The 2,989-nt window shown below is 41.7% G+C and carries 2 protein-coding genes; one reads left to right on the forward strand and one right to left on the reverse strand.

Going from position 1 to position 2,989, the window contains the following annotated elements; all coding sequences use genetic code 11:
* Positions 1-211 precede the first annotated feature (211 nt).
* On the reverse strand, positions 212-526 hold the full coding sequence (locus PLA23_RS12125; protein WP_324331792.1) for a helix-turn-helix domain-containing protein: 315 nt from the start codon (positions 524-526) through the stop codon (positions 212-214).
* Between the two features lie 365 nt (positions 527-891).
* Between PLA23_RS12125 and PLA23_RS12130 the strand changes: the two genes are divergently transcribed.
* Entirely contained in the window at positions 892-2,667 is a 1,776-nt protein-coding gene (locus PLA23_RS12130) for a thiamine pyrophosphate-dependent enzyme (RefSeq protein WP_324475349.1), read from the forward strand.
* Positions 2,668-2,989: the final 322 nt, after the last annotated feature.

Raw genomic sequence — 2,989 nt, forward strand, 5'->3', positions numbered from 1 at the left:
TACCGAAATTGTACGTGCGAAAATTTTGTATTGGCTTAGGTGAAGAGGATGGTGCAGATGTAACCATGATCATTCCTAAACCGATACCATATGAAATGTATTCTGTATCATGGATGGTACCGAAAACCACATTCATCAATTATTCGGACTGTTACGAGAGCGTGCATCTGACCACAAGTCACTGGTGTTCCCGTGACAATCAATGATATACTTATTCTTTTTTTATCGAATCTTCCATTTTATTACGTGTATACCGCGAACTGAGAAATTCCTGAAGATCGGATTCAGTAACCCTGTATGATTTACCAATTTTAATTGCATATAACTCTCTTTTCCGAATGAGTTCCCGGATGACCTCCGGTTCGATATCGAGAATTTCTGCAACAGTATCTGTCCTCAAAAATTTTCCTTTTCCTAATTCGAACTGATGTCTGATTGCACGTTCCTTCGCCAGATCAACAAGGTATGGTGCTTGTTTTGCCTCAGTGAAGGTATATGCCGGATCCTTTCTTTTTTGTGCAGGCATTGGATATACAGATTATATGAGTATATTTGTAATGAAATTACTTGAATGTAAGTGTATAAATAGTGTTAGATATGTATGAGTGATATGAATTATAATTACCACGTATCGGATATAGAAGAATAATCATCAGATTTTTACTTGGTCTGATTTAAACCGTTTTATCACAAATAATTCCCCTTAATCCATCTGGAATAAAAACCCCACTTTGGCTCAAATATCAATCAATACCAAAGATTACGTTTTCTGCTTCCTTCCATGGTACGAAGAGCAGGATAATGCATGGTAGTTCCAAAGCAGATTGGCAGATTTCATTTCTTTCATTCCTGACAAAACATTCTAATCATATCACCTGTAATTCACATATCATGGCTGTATGGAAATGTAGTATCTGTGGATATCTCTATAATGAAACTACCGGAGATCCGACTTCTTCCATCCCACCAGGGACCCTTTTTCCAGAACTCCCTGATACCTGGCGATGTCCGGTTTGTCATGCAGACAAGACTGTTTTTGAACAGGTGAGAAAGGCAAAACCTCAAGACAGATCATTCCCTACGGTTTCTGAAGTGATTATAGACAACCTCGTTCACTTTGGTATAACTGAGTATTTCGGTGTTCCGGGAACAAGCAGTCTTGGGATAATCGATGCTATCCGGAAGAATGAAAAAGCACATTTCATTCTCTTTCGTCATGAAGAAAACGCGGCAATGGCAGCTTCAGCCTATAATAAACTCACAGGAAAAATCGCTGCATGTGTGACTATTGCAGGACCAGGAGCGACAAATCTTGCAACCGGCCTGTATGACGCAAAGGAAGATCGGGCATCCGTCCTCTCAATAAATGGGCAAGTGGAGATGCAGTATGCCGGTCCGGGTGGGTTTCAGGAGATTGATCAGGATGCTTTTTTCAGACCGGTCACGGTCTATAATAATACAATCTATGACAAAAAAATAGCCACGAAGATTCTTACCATGGCCGTTCAGCATGCCGTTGTCAGAAGGGGTGTAGCCCAGATTTCGTTCCCGAATGATATCCAGAAACAGGAGATTGATCCCGAATTTACAACCGTCAGGGGAGTAATCCCCTCTCTTATTATCAGACCGGATGTACAGACCATACAAAAAGCCATCGACCTCATAACTTCATCCATAAATCCTGTTATTCTTGCCGGATGGGGAGCATATCACTATTCTGATCTGGTTGCCTCGTTTGCGGAGAAAATTGACGCTCCTGTTCTCTCAACCTTTCGTGCAAAAGGAATATTTGCGGATGACCACCCGATGTATGCAGGAGTCCTTGGAACAGTTGGCTCTTCCGGAGCACGGACCATGGTTGAAGAAGCAGATCTGCTCATAACTCTGGGTGTCGGATTTTCAAAAATGACCAGGGTGCCGGAGCATCTCAGGATTCTTCAGATAGATTATGATCCCCTTCGACTTGGAAAAGGAAAGGATACCCTCCCAGTATACGGGGATGTCGGAGAAGTTTTAACAGAATTATTATCCAGACTTCACCCGTCTCCTCATGCCCATGCAATTGAACGGGTAACAGCAGTAAAAAAACCATGGATAGAACTAAGAAGAAAAGAGGCTGAAGATCTTTCAATTCCCATCAGACCTCCCGTTATTATGGATGTTCTCTCCAGGGTAATACCGCCTGATGCGATAATCTCGATCGATGTCGGTGAAAACGGATGGTGGTTTGGGAGGAATTTCCGAATGAATGGTCAGAAATTTGTCATGTCCGGATATCTTGCCACCATGGGTTTTGGATTTCCTGGTGCTATTGCAGGAAAGATAGCATATCCTGATCGGCCTGTGTTTTGTATCACAGGAGATGGCGGTTTTGCCATGGCGATGGGAGATTTTGTCACCACAATAAAATACAACCTTCCTATGGTTGTGATAGTGCTCAATAATCATGAACTTGGTATGATACGAGTTGAGCAGCAGCTTGAAGAGTATCCCAATTTTGCAACAAGTCTGCATAATCCGGATTTTGTGATGTATGCCAGATCCTGTGGTGGTGATGGTATCAGAGTTGAAAAACCAGAGGACCTTGAATCCGCTGTGTTATGGGCGATGGGTAAGGAATGTCCGGTGATTGTTGATGTGATAACCGATCCAGGAAGATTTCATTAAATTATGTCTCTCATATCACAGGAAGAAATCAGAGAAGGAGTGAGAGCAGGACATTTTCCTGGATATTGAGAGTGCAGGCAGTGTATTCTTTTTAACACCCCTGGATCCCTTGAACCCCTCTGACCATCGGGTGGAATGGTAATTTTTCGATTCGACCATCTACCGATTTCTCACCCTTTATTGTGAGCATTTCTCTGGGATTCAGCACAGATTTCGGACCCTACAAAAGTTTATAAACATTTTTATAAAATAGCTTACATATAAATCTAAGAATATAATATATACTAAGCATAATGGAAACAGAAAAATTTTCTGGAACCCG

This window comes from Methanospirillum sp. (assembly GCF_035406105.1).
Taxonomy (GTDB): Archaea; Halobacteriota; Methanomicrobia; order Methanomicrobiales; family Methanospirillaceae; genus Methanospirillum.